This is a genomic window from Mesorhizobium sp. USDA 4413 (assembly GCF_056280365.1).
Genome location: NZ_JBVPRP010000001.1, coordinates 2,608,070 through 2,626,800, shown reverse-complemented (window position 1 = coordinate 2,626,800; position 18,731 = coordinate 2,608,070). Strand labels below are relative to the sequence as shown.

The window sequence follows — 18,731 nt, the reverse complement described above, 5'->3', positions numbered from 1 at the left end:
TAGAGCCCCAGGACAAGCCGCAAAAAAGATCGCGACCAGACGATATGGAGCAAATCATGATCTTCCGTCAGCTATTCGATTCCATTTCGAGCACGTATTCCTATCTGCTTGCCAGTCGCCGAGGCGGCGAGGCATTGATCATCGATCCGGTTGTGGACAAGGTCGACCGCTATCTCCAGCTCGTGCGTGAGCTCGATCTGAGGCTGGTCAAGGCGGTGGACACGCATCTTCATGCCGACCACATCACCGGCCTTGGCGCGCTGCGCGACAAAACGCAATGCATTACGGTGATGGGCGAGCAGACCAAGGCCGACGTGGTATCAATGCGGCTTACCGACGGTGACAGGCTGACCATTGAGGGGCTGGCGCTCGACGTCGTCCACACACCGGGTCATACCGACGATTCCTACAGTTTCGTCCTGCCCGACCGGGTGTTCACTGGCGACACACTACTGATCCGTGGCACCGGCCGCACCGACTTCCCGAACGGCGATGCGCGACACCAGTACGAGTCGATCTTCGGCCGCCTGCTCAGGCTGCCGGATGCGACGCTGGTCTACCCGGCGCATGACTACAAGGGCGACACTGTCTCCACAATCGGCGAGGAGAAGGCCTTCAATCCGCGCCTGCAGGTGAGGTCGGTCGAGGAGTATGTCGAGATCATGAACAATCTGAAGCTCGCCAACCCGAAAATGATGGATGTCGCCGTGCCCGCCAATATGAAGGTCGGGCTGCAGCAGGACGAGGTCGCGCGGCGCGGCTGGGCGGCCAATGCCAACGAAGCGTTGGCGCTGGTCGGCAAGCCGGATGTCGCGCTGATCGACCTGCGCGAAAGCTCCGAGCGCGAACGCCAGGGCATTATTCCGGGGGCGCTGCATGTGCCCTACCCGAGGCTGCAAGAAAACATCGCTCCCGGCGGCGTGTTGCACGAGCTCGTCCGTTCGACCGGCAAGCGGCTTGTGCTTTACTGCGCCTTCGGCGAGCGTTCGGCCATGGCGGTGCAGGCCGCCCAGGATCAGGGCCTCACATCAGCCTGCCACATCGAGGGCGGAATCGACGCCTGGAAGAGGGCGAACGGACCATTGGTAAGGTAGCTCCGCCCTCTCCCACGATAAGAAAGAAAGTGGCGCTCGTCAGAAATCCATGCCGCCGCCGCCCGGCATCGGCGGGGCGGGAATTTCCTTCTTCGGCTTCTCGGCCACCATCGCCTCGGTGGTGACGAGCAGGCCGGCGACCGAGGCGGCGTCCTGCAGCGCCGTGCGCACGACCTTGGCGGGGTCGATCACGCCTTGGCTGAAGAGGTCGCCATACTCGCCGGTCTGCGCGTTCCAGCCATAGCCGAACTCAGGCTTCTCGCGAACCCTGCCCACGATAATGGAGCCTTCCGCCCCGCTGTTTTCGGCGATCTGGCGAGCGGGAGCCTCGATGGCGCGCCGCACGATCTCGACACCGGTCCTCTGGTCTGGGTTGTCGATAAAGACATTGTCGAGCGCCGTTGCTGCCCTGAGCAGTGCAACGCCGCCGCCCGGCAAGACACCTTCCTCGACCGCCGCGCGAGTGGCGTGCAGCGCGTCATCGACGCGGTCCTTACGCTCCTTGACCTCGACTTCGGTCGAGCCTCCGACACGGATCACCGCGACGCCGCCGGCGAGTTTGGCCAGGCGCTCCTGCAGCTTCTCGCGGTCGTAGTCGGAGGTGGTCTCCTCGATCTGGGCCCTAATTTGAGCTACGCGGCCGTTGATTTCGTCCTTATGGCCGGCACCGTCGACAAGGGTGGTGTTTTCCTTCTCTATCTCCACCTTGCGAGCACGGCCAAGCATTTCCAGCGTGACATTCTCGAGCTTGACGCCGAGATCCTCGCTGATCGCCGTGCCGCCGGTCAGGATGGCGATATCCTCCAGCATAGCCTTGCGGCGGTCGCCGAAGCCCGGAGCCTTGACGGCGGCCACTTTCAGCCCGCCGCGCAGCTTGTTGACCACCAGCGTCGCCAGCGCTTCGCCCTCGACATCCTCGGCGATGATCAGCAGCGGCTTTGAGGACTGCACCACCGCCTCCAGCACCGGCAGCAGCGCTTGCAGGTTGGAAAGCTTCTTCTCGTGGATCAGCACATAGGGCTCTTCGAGCTCGACGCGCATCTTCTCCTGGTTGGTGATGAAGTAGGGCGACAGATATCCGCGGTCGAACTGCATGCCCTCGACGATTTCGAGCTCGGTCTCGGCGGTCTTCGCTTCTTCGACGGTGATGACGCCCTCGTTGCCGACCTTTTCCATGGCCTCCGCGAGGAAGCGGCCGATCTCGGCGTCACCATTGGCCGAGATCGTGCCGACCTGGGCGATCTCGTCGTTCTTCGTCACCTTGCGGGCTTTGGCCTTCAAATCGGCGACGATCGTTTCTACCGCCTTGTCAATGCCGCGCTTCAAATCCATCGGGTTCATGCCGGCCGCGACTGCCTTGGTGCCCTCGGTCACGATCGACTGCGCCAGCACCGTGGCGGTGGTGGTGCCGTCGCCGGCGATGTCGCTGGTCTTGGACGCGACCTCGCGCACCATCTGCGCGCCCATGTTCTCGAATTTGTCCTCGAGCTCGATCTCCTTGGCGACGGTGACGCCGTCCTTGGTGATGCGGGGGGCGCCGAACGATTTGTCGATGACGACGTTGCGGCCCTTGGGACCAAGCGTCACCTTCACCGCATTGGCGAGAATGTCGACGCCGCGCAGCATGCGCTCGCGGGCATCAGAATGAAATTTCACTTCCTTGGCAGCCATGGTTCACTCCTGAGAAGAGGCAGTTCTTGTTTACTGTTTGTGTCGGTCAGTTTCGGTCACGCGGCTTGCCTGGCTGAGGCCGGAACCTCGATCACACCCAAGATGTCGCTTTCCTTCATGATGAGCAGGTCTTCGCCGTCGAGCTTAATGTCGGTGCCGGACCACTTGCCGAACAGGATGCGGTCGTCGACCTTCACGTCGAGGGGGGTGAGCTTGCCGCTCTCATCGCGAGCGCCTGGGCCGACGGCGATAACTTCACCTTCCTGCGGCTTTTCCTTGGCCGTGTCGGGGATGATGATGCCGCCGGCCGTCTTTTCGTCGGCCTCGATGCGACGAACGAGTACGCGGTCATGCAATGGACGGAACTTCATGTCGTTCTCCTTTAGGACAAACAGATTGCGAGAGACTCCCCGGACCCGACCCCGCAGGGCCAGAATGGGGTTCGCGCGACTTTTGCGGCATCGCGCGCGCATGCCGAACTGGTTTTGCTCCTTTCACGTTTCAAGAGGTGGACTGACCCAGGTGAATTTCCGAACATCATGGCCCCTGTGATTTTCCAACGAGACGCTTGAGCCTTGTCGCGCAAGCGCGGGACCAAGGTTCGGGGCGGCACCATGCTAAGCGCTGCGCAAAAGGGTATTTGGCGCGTATTGCGTCTGGCATGCATAGTCGTCAGATGCACGTCCATCAGGCAGTTGGTTCAGCTTGCGGCAAGGATAGGAAACGAAGAAGCGTCCACATTCACATTTAACAGAGGGAGCGCGTTCTGGCGGCTTCACGGATATGTCTCGGTATACCTGCGAGTACTCGGCGCATCCTTGGTTCCGTTTGTCCAATGCGAACCGCGAACGCCGAAACCATAAGCAAAGCTGCTGTCGCCATGGCACTTGTCATTTGTCTTGCTCCTTTCTGATGGAGTTTATTATCTTGCCTTTCAGTAAATCAAATCGATCACGCATTATATTTTTGTAACGTCTTCACATTTTTGTATAACGTCTTCACATGTACGGGCAGAGAGCAAACGTCATGCCAGATGCAGCGGTGGCTTAAATTTCAATTAGTTAGCAATTCTTCGCGCCTTGTGGGTAAAGCGGCGTCGCGATTTTGTCGAATTCCTTGCAGGAATTTGAAGGGAACCGTCGATAGTTCTTTCATAAATTTGCTGTCGGCACGCCTGGGCGAGATGCCTCGTTGTACGTCCGCGAGCGGGAAGACACGGTTGGGGACGCGAGTGGCAACAGCCATGCTCAAGCATGGCATCCGACGTGGACTGATGTGGATCAAGACAAAGCTAACGGGCGATCCCGCCGCGCTCGAATGATCGGAACCAGAAGCCCGACCTGGCTCCACCAGTCGGATTCCGACAACGAGCCGGGGCCGCTGGTCCCGCCAAGCGAGGTTTTCACTGTGGCGACGCCCGGATTCGCGCGAGGGGCTTCCGCGCCGTGGCCGACCTTGGAAATCTGCCGGCGCGGCATCGGCGAATCGGTCGAAGTGGGGACTTTGAAGGTCACGAGCTCCGCAGAATTTGAAGAGCTTTCATGCCGCAACCCTCTCGCCGACAATTTGCGACAGGATCCTTTGCCATTGTGCGAGGCGCGACGAATGTCGGACGCGGCGATCGGTTGGCATGCGTCTCATGAGTTCTTTTTTTGGCACGCATGTTGCTGCGAGTGTCGCTAAACGCGTCTCGCGGAGAGTGTTGCAATGTTCGCCCCATGCTGTCTGCTGGGATCAGGCCGTACCGTAAGACAATCGCGGACCAGAAGAAGCAAGCGGCCGCACGGCAAGCAACAGTCAGGCCATGGCTGCGAGGCACTTTGCCACGCTGTCTTTTTGCCTGGAGACCAACTCCGCAGTCGGTCCAAGCAGGCCAATTTTGTGGATGTCGGCGCCAGAACCCGAAGATCAACACTAAGGAGAATCTGCCGATGCGGCGAATGCTTTTGATATATGTCGCGCTTTGCGGTCTGTCGGCGGGTGCGGCCGCAGCCGACGGCCCGGTGTTCGCGGAACCGGCGGTGCGAGCCGACGCAGTGGCCCCGGTCTTTTCATTCGAGGGCGGGCTACGCTACTGGTACAGTGGAGGCGAAGCATCGAAGGACCTCTACGACAGCAGTGGCGCGGTGATGGTGTCGCGGCTCACATACAACGATCTCGGTGCCCTATCGGGCGAAGTCTTCCTCAACGCGACCCACAATCCGACTGGCATCTTCGTCAAGGGCTTCCTCGGTGCGGGCGGGATCCCCAAGGGTTCTCTTACCGACGAGGATTTCGTGCACCCCTCTTTGTCCCTGAAATCCTATTCGAGCACGTTGTCCGATCAGCACAACGGTCGCATCACGTATTTCACCGCCGACCTCGGATATAATTTCTGGAACACGCCGCGTTACCGCATGGGTGCTTATGTCGGATACAATTTCTGGAACGAGAGCTACCACACCATCCATTGCGCGCAGCAGGCGGCCAATCCGGGGATTTGCGTACCAGCCATTACGAACAATATGGGCGTCATCAGCCAGGATAACGATTGGCATTCGCTGCGACTAGGCCTGGCCGGGCAGACGCAACTCACCGAACGACTCACCCTTTCCGGTGACGTCGCAGTGCTGTTCACGCGGCTTGACGGCAAGGATCAGCACCATCTGCGCCCAGAGATCAATCCGATGCCCGAAGACGGCAACGGACATGGCGTCCAACTCGAGGCAATGTTGAACTACAAAGTCACGGATTTGTTCAACATCGGCGTCGGCGGCCGCTACTGGCGCACGGCAGCTGCTGGCGCCGCTCATTTCGAGAGGACGCCGGGCGGTGGTTGGCCGCAGATCCAGCATTGGGAGGTTGAACGCTACGGCGTGTTCGGGCAGGCGAGCATCAAGTTCTGAGCAAGCACTGCCAGCGCCAGGTTGCCGTTGGACAATCGCAATCCTGCTGCATGGTCAGACGCGGCCGATTTCGCGACATGGCCGAGTCTCGCGAAAGGGTACGGCAGCCGTGAGGCTCGTGTGCGCAACGACACGCCCTGTTCACCGCGTGTTGGTTGCCGTCGCACCTACCCCTCGTTAAGGGAAGCCCGGTCGAGAAAAGCGTCGAATGCGACAGCAACCGCGCGAATCGCGAAGCGATGCTGCCGCCCGCACGCGAACAGGACCGTTTTCGATGTCCACTATCCCGTCCTTGGTCCATTTGCCAAGCGATTCAGGTGAATCTCGAAAACGGCAATAACGCTTACGGCGCGGGCCACGCCGCAAGGATCACATGCCCAGTCTCGCTCACGACCATTACGTCAGCGTCGTGCGGCACCCGCCTGACGTACCGAGCGGTGCCGCCGCATGACGTCTCAATAATCGAGGCTCACAGCAAACAAAGCTGTCGCCTTTGAACGAAACTGTCGCATATCGAACACACGAACCATATCCAAGACCTTGGCGTTTCGTGCTCGGCTAGATCTCAAGGCAAAAAGAGAAGGAAGCGCGAACCAAGGTCCGCCGGCAAGCTTTAGTGTCAACTCGCAGCTGCGTCGCCGGATGGCACGTCACTTGCGAATGCAACTTTGGAAGCCGTTGTGAGGGTCTCCTCACAACTAGCGGAGATGACTATGGCGATTGGTTCACAGTGTTGTATGGCAGCAGTTAACAGATCCATAGATGCCCCGCTGTTTAACAATACGATTCAGCTTCTTCGCCTCTGTTCTTGAACAATTGTCATGAGGGGCTCGTTACCCTGTGAAAGGCGCAGTGCATTGCGCCTCACTTTTAGATCGTGGGGATAAGGGAAGGATCCGCTCTTTGACGCCCTTCCTCTTTTATATCTTTGAACGGAGATTCAGAATGAAGATCACGAGCCTTCTTCTCGGCTCAGCTGCGACCCTCATTGCAGTTTCGGACGCACGCGCCGTCGACGCCGAGCCAGTTGCGGACGAATACGTCAACATCTGCGACGTCTATGGCGCAGGCTTCTTCTATATCCCAGGCACCGAAACCTGCCTGCGCATCGGCGGCTATGTCCGCTATGACATCGGCTTGGGTGACGTCGGCTCGTTGGATGGCGCAAAGGCAACCGACCACGAGGACGGCAGCACCAATGCAACCTGGAAGAAGAATGCCCGCTTCACGGTGAAGACCTGGACGAACCGGGAAACCGAGTTCGGCACGTTGAAGACCTATACCGAAGCCCAAATGAACTTTGGCAATCTCAACGATTATTCGGATCCGGGCAGTACTCAAAACTATGCCTCCAATAGAGATTTCAGGCTGACCTTCGCCTGGATCCAGCTTGGCGACCTTCGAATTGGTAAGGACTGGTCGGCCTTCGACATGTTTATCGGCTATCCCGGCAACGTGCTCAATCAGATGCTCGTGCCCTACGGTGATTTGGAAACCAACGTCATCCAGTACTACTTTGACGCCGGCGACGGCTTTTCGGCCGTGGTTTCCCTTGAAGAAGGCGAAGGCGTGGTCGGCACCATCGATAGCTACGTACCGCACGTGGTCGGCGGCCTGAAATACACACAACAATGGGGCGCGATTACCGGTGTTGCCGCTTATGACAGCAACTACGGATCGGTGGCCGGCAAAGTCCGCGTCGACGTCAATGTCACCAGCGAGCTGTCACTATTCGGAATGTTAGGCTACGGTTCCAATGGCAAGCTGAACGATGATTCCATTAATGCAATCGACGCTCACGGCCGCGGCTTCTACAAAACTTGGGGCGGCAACTGGGCCTTCTGGACTGGCGCCACTTACAAGTTCAACGAGGCAACTGTCTTCAACCTTCAGGTCTCGGGCGATCGGTTCAAGAACTATGGTGTCGCTGCGAACGTCGCCTATACGTTCATTCCAGATTTCACGGTAACAGCCGAAGTCGACTATGACCACTGCGGCGACTTTGGCGTCGGCATGGTGGACCCTTCCAACGTGAACTGGACTAACGCCGACAAAAACAACAGCGTCGGCGGCATCCTGCGTTTCCAACGCTCGTTCTAACGGATGAAGAGCTGCATCCAGGTAATTGCGATGACAGGTAGCAACCGCCACCAGAAGTTTAATCTTTGATCCGGTAGCTCTGAAAGCAGGATTCAGGGGGCAAGATGGGCGTTTCAGACGAGTTGAAGAGCAAACGAAGCGAGCTGGCAGGGCGTGCCCGCGAGCTGGTGGCGGCGCTTGCCAGTTGCAGGCGCAGATCGCGGCCGTCGACAAGGTGATCTCGATCTACGAGCCGGAATGGAAGCCGGACGAGCAGCCGCGGAAGCGCCGCGGCCGTCCGCCGACGGCAATGAGGGAAGGAACTCGACAAGTTTATCGGCGGGACGAACAAGCGACAGATGACGCTCGAGATCCTGCGCACCGCCAGGCGGCCGCTGTCGACCGCCGAATGCGCCCAGGAATTCGCGACAAGGCATGGCCTTTGCGGAGACGACCCCCGGGTCGCCCTCATCGGCAAACCGCCTGTCTCGATCCTTGATGCTCTCCAGAAGGCTGGGCGCGTCCGCCGATGCTGGACGGCCACCGCCGCCTGTGGGAGATCGCTGCCTGAGGCTCAGGCGGGCGCGAACGGCCTGTCGAAGTCCTCGAAGTCCGGATCGGGCGGGCTGTTCCCCTGCCAGTAGCCGCAGAAGTTCCTCGAGGTCGGGTTCCGCATCGCGGCGAACAGGACCAGCGCCGTCAGCTGGCCGTTACTCTTCCGGCGATTGTCCTCGCGCCAGGCAAGATCGGCGACGTTAGACAACCGGAGGGCGATTTGCCGTATCGAGATTGCAGGGCATTCGCTTAGGCCCTCGCCCCACTCCTGCGGCGTACACACTGCGATGTGGCAACGAAGATCGGCAACAATAATCGGCAACCCCTTGCCTATTGCTGACGTAAGTGCCTTACATAAAAGGCAATTGGGATCTTTTAGGATCGGCAAAAAATGCTTGAAACGCCTGCTCGTATCGAGCCCTGTTTTTTCCAGGACACCATCCCGTCCGTCTTAGCGGACCTCACGGTAGAACTGCAGAGGGAGGCAGACAATTTGGGGCGCGGCCTCCATCCAGAATCGGCTGCGGAACTCGCCGACCTGGTTCGGATGATGAATTGCTACTACTCGAACCTGATCGAGGGGCACAACACGCGTCCCAAGGACATCGAAAAGGCACTGGCGGGTGCAGAGGTGGAACCTGAACGGCGAGCATTAGCGCTCGAGGCCAAGGCGCACGTTATCGTCCAGCGCAAAATCGATGAGATGTACTCCAAAGGAGATTTGCCGAGCCCGACGTCGGTTGAGTTCATCGCTTCGGTGCATCGCATGTTCTATGACGAGATGCCCGCAGAATTCAGGTTCATGGAACGACCAGATGGATCGAAGGTCGAGATCGTTCCCGGTGAGTTCAGAAGTCGTCCTGCAAGGAAGTCCAGGGTTCGCCGTCGGCTCAGGTACAACGTCGTTGCACGCGGGCGAGCAGCGGCTTCATCACCGATCCGCCGCACGGCGGCGTTCGACCGTGGGGAATCCCGACCCATCGAGCATTACTGAAACCGAGCCCTGAGCGACTACCCAGACAGGCACCGCCCTCTTAGATGCCCAGTTTCTTGACGCGATGGCGGTTCTTCCTGCCGGTCCAGGCAATGGTCGCCAGGTGACCGTTGGTCACGGTGAACGATTTCGCGATCGCGCAAATGCGACGCCAGAAGGGGCTACTCATCGCGGCGGTCGTTTCGCCCCGAAAGAGACGTTCGGCACGCTGCCACCCTGCGTTAAGACGGCCCAGTCGTCGCCAAGGGGCAGAAAATCTAGCGCGAAACCTCTCAGCAACATTGTAGAATCCGTTTTCGGCAAAATCCAGTTTGCAGCATCTATTTTCATGGGATAGGTTCATTTTTCATGGACACTGGCCGACTTGGACAGGAATTCGAGAGAAGAGCCCAATTTCATGGTATCGGCGCAGCAGAACCAATTTTCAGGCCCTGTTATCGTTTTTCAGGAAGTCCGGCTTCCCGAGACGGCGACCCCGGCCGGCTATAGCGCCCTGATCGGAGCCTATGGTCTCGCTGTGCCATTGCCGCGAACGTTGTCTGCCACCGGCCAGCATCATCGCGTTACCGAACGGAATGGCTGGCGGATCATGACGCCCCGCCATGCTCCGCATCCAACCCTCGAAGGCCACCTAACCTTCGCGCTCAAGTACGAAGGGCTCGACCTAGCCGTCCTCAAGCGGCTCTTCCAAGTGACCGGTCCGGGGCCGATCGAGGCGCTGGTCCGTGAAAGCCCGAGCGGCGGTTATGCCCGCCGAATCTGGTTTTTATATGAATGGCTGACAGGCGCGCGTCTCGATCTGCCCGATGCTGATGCCGGACGCTATGTTCCGATCATCGATCCCGAGCTGCAGTGGTCCGGACCCGAGAAAACCGTCTCGCGCTACCGCATAAAGGACAATCTCCCCGGTACGCCTGAGTTCTGCCCTCTGGTGTTCCGCACCAAGACGCTCGAAAAATTCATCGGCCTTGAGCTGGCGCGACGCGCGGAGGCAATCGTAGCGGACGTGCCGCGCGACCTCCTTGCTCGGACCGCCGCCTTTCTTTTGCTCAAAGACTCCCGATCAAGCTACGCGATCGAGGGCGAGCGCCCGCCGGAAGATCGCATCCAACGCTGGGGCCGCGCTATCGCCGAAGCTGGCCGGCAACCAATCGATCGCGATGAGTTGCTTCGCCTGCAAAGAATTGTCCTCGGCGATGCCCGTTTCGTGAGACTTGGCTTTCGAAAGGAGGGAGGCTTCGTCGGTGAGCATGACAGGGAGAATCGCATGCCCCTGCCCGATCACATCAGCGCTCGGCCTGAGGACCTGCCGCGGCTGATTGACGGGATGATGGCCTTCGATCAAGGCCCCGCGAAAAACCTTGATGCAGTCATCGCCGCCGCTATCCTCGCCTTCGGCTTTGTCTATATCCACCCGTTCGAGGACGGAAACGGCCGTATTCACCGCTATCTAATCCATCACGTCCTTGCCACGCACGGCTTCAATCCGTCGGGAGTGGTGTTTCCCGTCTCGGCCGCGATCCTGGACCAGATAGATGAGTACCGGCGCGTGCTCGAGAGCTATTCCCGGCGCCTTTTGCCATTGGTCCACTGGGAAGCGACGCCGCAATTCAACGTCCGGGTGCTGAATGACACCGGGGATTTCTACCGATTTTTCGACGCAACCCCGCAAGCCGAATTCCTCTATTCCTGCGTTCAAAGGACGATCGAACGGGACCTTCCCGACGAAACCGCTTTTCTGCAGCGCTACGATCATTTCCGGCGACAGATCGGTACCTTTATCGACCTGCCCGACCGGCTAACCGATCTACTCTTCCGTTTCCTCCATCAGAATGGTGGCCACCTGTCGAACCGCGCCCGCCAAAAGGAATTCGCCGAGCTGACCAACGACGAGGCAAGGCGCATCGAAGCGATCTACGCGCAAACCTTTGGTGCCGATTGAAGGCGAGCTCATCGCAAGAATCGAACTTTCAGTCCGGTGATTTGACAATCTTCTTGTCCCTTCCCCGCCCTGTCTCGGGCGCGCGATTTGTCGCCGCCATGTGCGCGAACTGTTTCCCGCAGTTTGATCAGCAGCCGATCAGCGCCGCGGCCTGCCCGCTGCCCGAACGCGCTTGACAAAGCGGCGCCGGCCCGGTCAATTCGCAAGCATTCACCAGGGGAGTCCCGGCAAGGGGCTGAGATACTGCTGGCTTTGCGGCGCAGTGACCCGTTGAACCTGATCCAGTTCATACTGGCGGAGGGACGGTGCAAGCGCTTTGCGGGAGTTCATGCCCGAAGACCTGTCTCGGCAGGTAAACCGAAGCGTCTTTTCATCCTTCCGGCACAGAACTGGGTCTCCAATGCAACGAGCAAAGGAGCCTCAAATGAATGCCCTGACCCCGACCGTATCGACCGGGCCGCTGCCGGCTTCGCGGAAGATCCACAAACCCGGCGTCCTGCATCCGCGAATCAGGGTGCCGATGCGCGAGATCGCGGTGCACCCGACTGCCGGCGAGCCGCCGGTGACGGTCTACGACCCGTCAGGCCCCTACACCGACCCCGCGATCGAAACCGATATCGAGAAGGGCCTTACCCGGTTTCGGCAAGACTGGATTGCCGCGCGCGGCGATGTCGAAGCCTATGATGGTCGCCACCTCAGGCCCGAGGACAACGGATTTGCGACAGGCGAGCGCCTGACGCGGGGATTTCCGATCCGCAACCGTCCGCTGCGGGCCAAGGCCGGCAAGGCCGTGACGCAGCTTGCCTATGCGCGCGCTGGCATCATCACGCCCGAAATGGAATTCGCGGCCATCCGCGAGAATCTCGGTCGCGAGATGCTGCGCGGCAGGCTTGAACAGGACGGCGAGGCATTTGGCGCATCGATCCCGGATTTCGTCACACCGGAATTCGTACGCGACGAGGTGGCGCGGGGCCGCGCGATCATTCCCGCCAACATCAATCACCCCGAGAGCGAGCCGATGATCATCGGCCGCAATTTCCTGGTGAAGATCAACGCCAATATCGGCAATTCCGCCGTCACCTCCTCGATGGCCGAAGAGGTCGAAAAGATGGTCTGGGCGATCCGCTGGGGCGCCGACACTGTCATGGACCTGTCGACCGGCCGCAACATCCACAACATCCGCGAATGGATCGTGCGCAACGCGCCGGTGCCGATCGGCACGGTGCCGCTCTACCAGGCGCTGGAGAAGGTGGGCGGCGTCGCCGAAGATCTGAGCTGGGAGGTCTATCGCGACACGCTGATCGAGCAGGCCGAGCAAGGCGTCGACTATTTCACCATTCATGCAGGCGTGCGGCTGCATTATATCCCGCTGACCGTCGACAGGGTCACGGGCATCGTCTCCCGCGGCGGCTCGATCATGGCGAAATGGTGTCTGCACCATCATCGCGAAAGCTTCCTCTACGAGCATTTCGATGAGATATGCGATATCGCCCGGGCTTATGACGTCTCCTTCTCGCTCGGCGACGGCCTTCGCCCCGGCTCGATCGCCGATGCCAATGATAAAGCGCAGTTCGCCGAGCTGGAGACGCTTGGCGAACTGACTAAGATCGCCTGGGCAAAGGACTGCCAGGTGATGATCGAAGGCCCGGGCCATGTTCCCATGCACAAGATCAAGCAGAACATGGACAAGCAGCTTGCCGTTTGCGGTGAGGCGCCTTTCTACACGCTTGGGCCGCTGACCACGGACATCGCGCCCGGCTACGACCACATCACCTCCGGCATCGGCGCCGCCATGATCGGCTGGTTCGGCACAGCCATGCTCTGCTATGTGACGCCGAAGGAACATCTCGGACTGCCCGACCGCAACGACGTCAAGACCGGGGTCATCACATACAAGATCGCCGCGCATGCAGCCGATCTCGCCAAGGGGCACCCGGCGGCGAAGATCCGCGACGACGCGCTGTCGCGGGCGCGGTTCGAGTTCCGCTGGGAAGACCAGTTCAACTTGTCGCTCGATCCCGAGACGGCGCGTTCGCTCCACGACGAGACGTTGCCCAAGGAGGCGCATAAAGTCGCGCACTTCTGCTCGATGTGCGGACCGAAATTCTGCTCCATGCGCATCTCCCACGACATTCGCGCGGAAGCGCAAAAGGAGGGGATGGCGGCGATGGCGGAGAAATACCGCGCAGGCGGCGATCTCTATATGCCGGTCAAAACGTCGGAAGAACAGCCTTCGGCGCTTGATGATCAGGCGTCGCGCTGAGTCATGCGCCGTGTGCTTGTCAAAGGCGCCGGTGTGGCAGGCCTCACCGTCGCCCATGAATTGGCTGCGCGGGGTGCGTCGGTTACGGTTGCTGAAATCAGGGGCCGGATAGGCGGCAAGGCCTCCTGGCTTGCCGGCGGTATGCTCGCTCCCTGGTGCGAGCGCGAAAGCGCCGAAGAGGCGGTTGTCACGCTCGGCAAAACTTCGGCCGAGTGGTGGGAAAGGACACTGCCCGGGCTCGTGACGAAAGCCGGTACTCTCGTTGTCGCCCATGCGCGCGATGCATCCGAGCTTGCCCGTTATGCGGCTCGCACGGGCAATTGCGAATCCGTCGACGAAGAGGCGCTTGCCGCCCTCGAGCCCGATCTTGCCGATCGCTTCCGCGAGGGGGTGTTCTTTGCCGGCGAAGCTCATCTCGATCCGCGCCGGGTTCTCGAAGCGCTGGCCGGCAAACTGCGCACAATGGGCGTCATCTTCCTCTTCGAGGCGGGCGAGATCGCTCCTTCCGGCTTCGATCAGGTGATCGATTGCACGGGCATGGCGCGGGCCGACGACGACTTGCGCGGCGTGCGCGGCGAAATGCTGATCCTCCACACGCGTGAGGTCTCACTCGCCCGGCCGGTGCGTCTGCTCCATCCGCGTCATCCGATCTATGTGGTGCCGCGGGCCGATCATCACTTCATGGTCGGCGCGACCATGATCGAAAGCGACCATGACGGGCCGATTACCGCCCGTTCGCTTATGGAGCTCCTTAATGCGGCCTACGCACTTCATCCGGCGTTCGGCGAGGCCGAGATCGTCGAAACGGGCGTGGGCGTTCGCCCTGCCTATCCCGACAATCTGCCACGGGTAAAGCGTCGGAGGGACGGCGCGATCACGATCAACGGCCTTTACCGGCACGGTTTCCTGCTTTCACCGGCCATGGCCGAGCAGGCTGCCGACCTTCTCTTCAATTCATCTGCCGACCTGGAGTCTGAAAATGAAGCTGATCGTCAACGGCGAAGCGCTTGAAGCCAAGGCGGCGACGCTCGACGCCCTTTTGAAGGAGCTGGACTACGAGGGCGGCTGGCTCGCCACCGCGCTGAACGGCGATGTCGTACCCGCGGCCAAACGGCCGGAATTCCAGTTGAGCGAGGGCGATCGGATCGAAATCCTGTCGCCCATGCAGGGAGGCTAGCCGATGTTCGAGCTTTTCGGGACAAAATTGGCCTCGCGTCTGCTGCTGGGCACCGCGCAATATCCTTCCCCGGCGGTGCTCGCCGAAGCGGTCAAGGCCTCGGGCACCTCGGTGGTGACGGCCTCGCTGCGCCGTGAAATGGCTGGCGGCAGGGGCGGCGAGAAATTCTGGTCGCTGGTCAACTCCCTCGGTGCGAGAATCCTGCCCAACACCGCCGGCTGTCACTCCGTGAGGGAAGCCGTCACGACTGCGAAGATGGCGCGCGAGGTCTTCGGCACGTCCTGGATCAAGCTCGAAGTGATCGGCAATCACGACACGCTGCAGCCCGACGTGTTCGGCTTGGTCGAGGCGGCCCGCATCCTTTGCGAGGACGGCTTCGACGTATTCCCCTATACCACCGACGACCTTGTCGTCGCCGAGCGGCTGCTGGGGGCAGGCTGCAAGGTCCTGATGCCGTGGTGCGCGCCGATCGGTTCGGCGCTCGGGCCGGTCAACATAATGGCGCTCCGTTCGATGCGCGGGCATTTCCCCGACGTTCCGTTGATCATCGATGCGGGGCTCGGACGCCCGTCGCACGCGGCAACCGTCATGGAGCTTGGCTTCGACGCCGTGCTCCTCAACACGGCGGTCGCCAAGGCTGCCGATCCTGTGGGCATGGCGCGGGCTTTCAGCAAGGCGGTCGATGCCGGCCGCGAAGCCTATGGTTCGGGCCTGCTCGAGCCGCGCGACGTCGCCGTGCCATCGACGCCTACGATCGGCAGGGCGGTTTTTTCATGAAGCTCGATCCCTTCTACCTTATCGTCGACAGCGCCGCCTGGATCGAGCGGCTGGTGCCGCTCGGCGTCAGGCTGGTGCAGCTACGCATCAAGGACATGGACGAGGACAGGCTGCGTATGGAGGTCCGCAAGGCAAAAGCCTTGTGCGCACGACACGACTGCCAGCTCATCGTCAACGATCATTGGCGCCTGGCGATCGAGGAGCGCTGCGACTTCGTCCATCTCGGCCAGGAGGATCTGCAGGCCGCCAACCTGCCGGAGATACGGGCGGCCGGCATCAGGCTCGGACTGAGCACCCACGACTATGCTGAGCTGGAGACGGCCATGGCAGCCACGCCCGACTACGTCGCGCTCGGTCCCGTTTATCCGACCATCCTGAAGAAGATGAAATGGGCGCCGCAGGGGCTCGGAAGGGTTCGCGCCTGGAAGGACGCTGTCGCACCCATTCCGCTGGTCGCTATCGGCGGCCTCAATCCCGAGCGGCTCGACGGCGTTTTCGGAGCCGGTGCCGACAGCGCTGCGGTGGTGACGGACATAACGCTGAACCCGGATCCCGAGGCCCGCACCGGGGAATGGATCGAAAAGACTGCCCCATGGCGCTGAACCGAGACCCATATGTGCTCGTCGTCGGCGGATCGGATTCCAGTGGAGGCGCGGGAATTGCGCGCGACATCGAGACGATCTCTGGCATTGGCTTGCGAGCTTGCGTTGCCGTCACCGCGGTAACGGTGCAGACACACCAATCCGTCACGGCAATCCACCATATGCAGCCCGGTCTGGTCGCCGATCAGATGCGCGCGGCGCTGCGGGCCAACAGAGTGTCGGCGATAAAGATCGGCATGCTTTCGACGGGACGCGTCGTCGAGGCGGTTGCCGCTGTGCTCAGCGAAAATCCGCGAATACCGGCAGTCCTCGACCCGGTGCTGGCTTCCTCGTCGGGCAGGCAACTGCTGGAACCGGGTGCGATCGGGGTCCTGAAGCGCGATCTCATGCCGCTTTGCCGTCTCGTCACGCCGAACCTTGTCGAGCTGGCGATCCTGACCGGTTCGGATTTGGCCGTGGACGACGATGATGCGCTGCGGCAGGGGCGGCGATTGCTTGCGGACGGGCCGCAGGCGCTGCTGATCAAAGGCGGCCATGCGGAAGGACCTACGTCCACAGACATCCTGTTGAGTCCCGGCCGGGAACCCATCCGCTTCGACATGCCCAGGCTTGCCGGATCTATGCGTGGAACCGGCTGCATGCTGACCAGCGCGATCGCGGCGCATCTAGCGACCGGGGATTTGATCGAGAAAGCCGTGCTCCAGGCCAAGCTTCTTGTCTTCGAAAAGATTTCGAAGAACCCCATGTGGGGATCGGGCTCGCGATAGTCGCCCCTGCTTCGCCTCGAAGGATCATGTTCGCCGGCCGAATGCGTCATGACTAACGCATCTGGATGCTGGCCGCTTCTTGTGGCTCTTGTTCGTCGATTGGTGATTTCGGTTCAGCCGACAATAAGCGGCGGGAGGATCGCCGCCACTTTTTTATCGTTTAGGACAGCGATTGCGATCGGCTCCAAGACGAGCGTCGTACGGGCGCTGCCGTGCAGCACACTTGCGATAGGGCATCCTCATGCTGACGATTCGGGGTTGACGATGCACCATCCTACTGAGGGACTACATGTCTGGCTTTGAAGCTCGCAGAATATGAGCAAAGGGGTGGGCGAATTTGTTTGCTTTGCTGGCAGCTGTGCAGGCCCTCCTGATCATAGATCGCCACGCTCCAGGACTTTCAATCGAGTCATACCGGTATGATGCCGCCTGGAAGACCGCGGTCATGTTTTTCGGCATCCTGAAATTGGCGGTGGTGGGCCATCCAGCACGATCCATGACGAGCACGGCGTGTGCGGCCCTTTTCAACATGGCGGCTGATCTCGTCCATAGGGCGTTGCGTGGCCTCAGTGTCGCCAAAGGGCAGACCCAGAGCGGCACCGGCGCCGCGCCGGGCAAATTGCGCCAAGCAGATATGCACTCTTTTAGCGCTGATGGGCCGCCTGCTGAAAATCGGTTTCTATCCTGACGGGATGCCATTGGTGGTTCGGACCGCCTCCCCGCAATTTCGTGCGGTGCGCCGCGCGCATTAGACGGACCCTCCTTGCGGTGATAAACGATACCTGTCTAACAGCTATTTGTTGGTTATTGGGTGAGGCCTTGGTGAGATCGCCACGGATCAGTCTGCAGCAGCTCCGCGCATTGCTGGCGGTGCACGACGAAGGAGGCTTCCGGCGCGCCGCCGAACGTTTGAACACTTCGCAGTCAGCGGTCAGCCGGACAATCCAGACGCTCGAAGCCGAGTTGGGCGTTCCGGTGTTCGAGCGCACCGCTCGAGGGGTGAAACCGAGTTCGGTCGGAAGAAATCTCCTTCAGTACTCCCGGGCGATCGTAGGTGGCCTGGACGAAATCTCGATCAAGGCGCTTTCCGCGATTCGTGGCGAAGTCGGGCAGTTGAAGATCGGCTACAATGAAATCTCGATCCGAACGTTTTTGCCGAAGATGCTGGCCAAGTTCTACCGGCAGTATCCAAATGTGGATCTGCGCCTAATCAGCCAGGCGACATCGGAAATGATCCCCGAAAACACCGCGGGGACGATCAGCCGCGGCGAGGTCGATATCGGGTTCGTGGTCGGGCCTGTTGTAGACGATGAGTTGGACGCCATACATCTTTTCGAAGACCACGTAGCTCTCGCAGTCGCTAAGACCCATAGATTGGCGCAGCGGGAATCGATCTCGGCCTCCGAACTGAAAGACGAACACATTTTGCTGTGGTCGACTGAACCTTGGCAGATTTACACCCGTCGTATCAACAATATCTGCCGCCAGGCTGGTTTCCTCCCGCGGCCCTCCATCATGATGCAGGACAACGAAAGTGCGTTCGCTCTCGTAGAAGAGAACGTCGGGGTCGTCTTGATCGCAAGCTCGGTGGCTGCCACCTACTCAAACCGCGTCGCCACGGTAGCTATTCTGGAAGACCCAGAGCCGTTCCACCTTTACGCGGCTTGGCGGAAGGACAATACCGCACCCGTCTTACGAAACTTCATCGATATCGTCTCACGAAGCGATGCTGGAGGCTCCTCGACACTGGACCCGCTGCGTGGCCATCGCTCAATCGCCTAGTACTTGACCATTGTCCCTGATTTTTGGAACCGGGGACTATTGTTACGCGCGGGATCTATGCTCACCGGCGTAAGAATCTGGGAAAACGACCTCAGGTCCACATCTGGTGATTCCCGAACACCCGCGAGGTGACAATGCCTCGG

General features: G+C 60.4%; 17 protein-coding genes and 1 riboswitch. Of the genes, 13 read left to right on the top strand and 4 right to left on the bottom strand.

The genetic code is table 11. The annotated features are described in order from the left end of the window. Nucleotides 1-56 precede the first annotated feature (56 nt). Nucleotides 57-1,094 (top strand): MBL fold metallo-hydrolase, encoded by a 1,038-nt coding sequence (locus ACVMIM_RS12590; RefSeq protein ID WP_476112274.1) that lies wholly within the window; start codon nucleotides 57-59, stop codon nucleotides 1,092-1,094. 39 nt (nucleotides 1,095-1,133) lie between these two features. On the opposite strand, the gene groL is transcribed toward ACVMIM_RS12590, so the two are convergent. Both groL and ACVMIM_RS12580 read right to left on the bottom strand, forming a co-directional pair. Continuing rightward, nucleotides 1,134-2,765 (bottom strand): chaperonin GroEL, encoded by a 1,632-nt coding sequence (gene groL / locus ACVMIM_RS12585; protein WP_040999454.1) that lies wholly within the window; start codon nucleotides 2,763-2,765, stop codon nucleotides 1,134-1,136. Between the two features lie 56 nt (nucleotides 2,766-2,821). Then, entirely contained in the window at nucleotides 2,822-3,136 is a 315-nt protein-coding gene (locus ACVMIM_RS12580) for a co-chaperone GroES (protein WP_040999456.1), read from the bottom strand. Between the two features lie 1,560 nt (nucleotides 3,137-4,696). Between ACVMIM_RS12580 and ACVMIM_RS12575 the strand changes: the two genes are divergently transcribed. Together ACVMIM_RS12575 and ACVMIM_RS12570 are read left to right on the top strand one after the other, a co-directional pair. Continuing rightward, on the top strand, nucleotides 4,697-5,650 hold the full coding sequence (locus ACVMIM_RS12575) for a hypothetical protein (protein ID WP_476112272.1): 954 nt from the start codon (nucleotides 4,697-4,699) through the stop codon (nucleotides 5,648-5,650). Between the two features lie 945 nt (nucleotides 5,651-6,595). After that, nucleotides 6,596-7,750, top strand: a complete 1,155-nt coding sequence (locus ACVMIM_RS12570) for a porin (RefSeq protein WP_476112270.1) — start codon at nucleotides 6,596-6,598, stop codon at nucleotides 7,748-7,750. A gap of 553 nt (nucleotides 7,751-8,303) precedes the next feature. Here the strand turns inward: ACVMIM_RS12570 and ACVMIM_RS12565 are convergent. Continuing rightward, nucleotides 8,304-8,606, bottom strand: coding sequence for a hypothetical protein (locus ACVMIM_RS12565; protein WP_476112268.1), 303 nt, complete (start codon nucleotides 8,604-8,606; stop codon nucleotides 8,304-8,306). 69 nt (nucleotides 8,607-8,675) lie between these two features. On the opposite strand from ACVMIM_RS12565, the gene ACVMIM_RS12560 reads away from it, so the two are divergent. Continuing rightward, the gene (locus ACVMIM_RS12560; protein ID WP_476112266.1) at nucleotides 8,676-9,278 is read left to right on the top strand and encodes a Fic family protein; all 603 of its coding nucleotides are present in this window, start codon (nucleotides 8,676-8,678) and stop codon (nucleotides 9,276-9,278) included. A gap of 40 nt (nucleotides 9,279-9,318) precedes the next feature. Here the strand turns inward: ACVMIM_RS12560 and ACVMIM_RS12555 are convergent, their stop codons facing one another. Then, nucleotides 9,319-9,447, bottom strand: a complete 129-nt coding sequence (locus ACVMIM_RS12555; protein WP_476112264.1) for a hypothetical protein — start codon at nucleotides 9,445-9,447, stop codon at nucleotides 9,319-9,321. Between the two features lie 228 nt (nucleotides 9,448-9,675). Between ACVMIM_RS12555 and ACVMIM_RS12550 the strand changes: the two genes are divergently transcribed. The 9 genes from ACVMIM_RS12550 (at nucleotide 9,676) to ACVMIM_RS12510 (ending at nucleotide 18,588) form a co-directional block, all read left to right on the top strand. Further along, on the top strand, nucleotides 9,676-11,220 hold the full coding sequence (locus ACVMIM_RS12550; protein ID WP_476112263.1) for a Fic family protein: 1,545 nt from the start codon (nucleotides 9,676-9,678) through the stop codon (nucleotides 11,218-11,220). A gap of 205 nt (nucleotides 11,221-11,425) precedes the next feature. Further along, nucleotides 11,426-11,541: riboswitch (TPP riboswitch) on the top strand. 103 nt (nucleotides 11,542-11,644) lie between these two features. Beyond that, nucleotides 11,645-13,483, top strand: coding sequence for a phosphomethylpyrimidine synthase ThiC (gene thiC, locus ACVMIM_RS12545; RefSeq protein ID WP_476112262.1), 1,839 nt, complete (start codon nucleotides 11,645-11,647; stop codon nucleotides 13,481-13,483). A 3-nt stretch (nucleotides 13,484-13,486) separates the two neighbouring features. Next, on the top strand, nucleotides 13,487-14,494 hold the full coding sequence (gene thiO, locus ACVMIM_RS12540; protein ID WP_476112260.1) for a glycine oxidase ThiO: 1,008 nt from the start codon (nucleotides 13,487-13,489) through the stop codon (nucleotides 14,492-14,494). Continuing rightward, nucleotides 14,463-14,660 (top strand): sulfur carrier protein ThiS, encoded by a 198-nt coding sequence (gene thiS, locus ACVMIM_RS12535; protein ID WP_041003920.1) that lies wholly within the window; start codon nucleotides 14,463-14,465, stop codon nucleotides 14,658-14,660. Before thiO ends, thiS begins: the two co-directional genes overlap by 32 nt. 3 nt (nucleotides 14,661-14,663) lie before the next feature. Further along, the gene (locus ACVMIM_RS12530) at nucleotides 14,664-15,437 is read left to right on the top strand and encodes a thiazole synthase (RefSeq protein ID WP_476112258.1); all 774 of its coding nucleotides are present in this window, start codon (nucleotides 14,664-14,666) and stop codon (nucleotides 15,435-15,437) included. Beyond that, complete coding sequence (locus tag ACVMIM_RS12525) at nucleotides 15,434-16,039, top strand: thiamine phosphate synthase (protein WP_476112256.1); 606 nt, start codon at nucleotides 15,434-15,436, stop codon at nucleotides 16,037-16,039. The genes ACVMIM_RS12530 and ACVMIM_RS12525 overlap by 4 nt, the downstream gene beginning before the upstream one ends. Further along, a complete protein-coding gene (locus ACVMIM_RS12520; protein ID WP_476112254.1) occupies nucleotides 16,030-16,806 on the top strand; it encodes a hydroxymethylpyrimidine/phosphomethylpyrimidine kinase in 777 nt (258 codons plus the stop codon). Before ACVMIM_RS12525 ends, ACVMIM_RS12520 begins: the two co-directional genes overlap by 10 nt. A 445-nt stretch (nucleotides 16,807-17,251) precedes the next feature. After that, on the top strand, nucleotides 17,252-17,494 hold the full coding sequence (locus tag ACVMIM_RS12515) for a hypothetical protein (protein ID WP_476112252.1): 243 nt from the start codon (nucleotides 17,252-17,254) through the stop codon (nucleotides 17,492-17,494). A gap of 41 nt (nucleotides 17,495-17,535) precedes the next feature. Then, nucleotides 17,536-18,588 (top strand): LysR family transcriptional regulator, encoded by a 1,053-nt coding sequence (locus ACVMIM_RS12510; RefSeq protein ID WP_476112250.1) that lies wholly within the window; start codon nucleotides 17,536-17,538, stop codon nucleotides 18,586-18,588. Nucleotides 18,589-18,731 lie beyond the last annotated feature (143 nt).